The sequence below is a fragment of the Pseudoalteromonas sp. CR1 genome, from assembly GCF_019392235.1.
GTDB lineage: Bacteria > Pseudomonadota > Gammaproteobacteria > Enterobacterales > Alteromonadaceae > Pseudoalteromonas.
Map to the genome: position 1 here is coordinate 1 of NZ_JAHXRM010000575.1, position 241 is coordinate 241.

The window sequence follows — 241 nt, forward strand, 5'->3', positions numbered from 1 at the left end:
TGCTGGCAAGGGTTCGGGCACAATTAAGGCAACATCACGCTTTGAATTCAACATTAGAAATCAGCGGCTTAAGAATGGACTCTGTTAGTCAAAGTGTGAGCAGGGACAATATCAGTATTACACTGACGCGCAAGGAGTTTCAGTTACTTTGGCTACTGGCCTCCAGAGCTGGCGAAATTATACCCAGAACGGTTATTGCGAGTGAAATTTGGGGAATCAACTTTGATAGTGATACCAATAC

The 241-nt window shown here is 44.0% G+C and carries 1 protein-coding gene; it reads left to right on the top strand.

Annotated elements, in window-relative coordinates; translation table 11 throughout:
* Nucleotides 1–41 precede the first annotated feature (41 nt).
* A partial coding sequence (locus KZZ04_RS20610) for a winged helix-turn-helix domain-containing protein (RefSeq protein WP_257903720.1) occupies nucleotides 42–241 on the top strand: 200 nt, incomplete at its 3' end.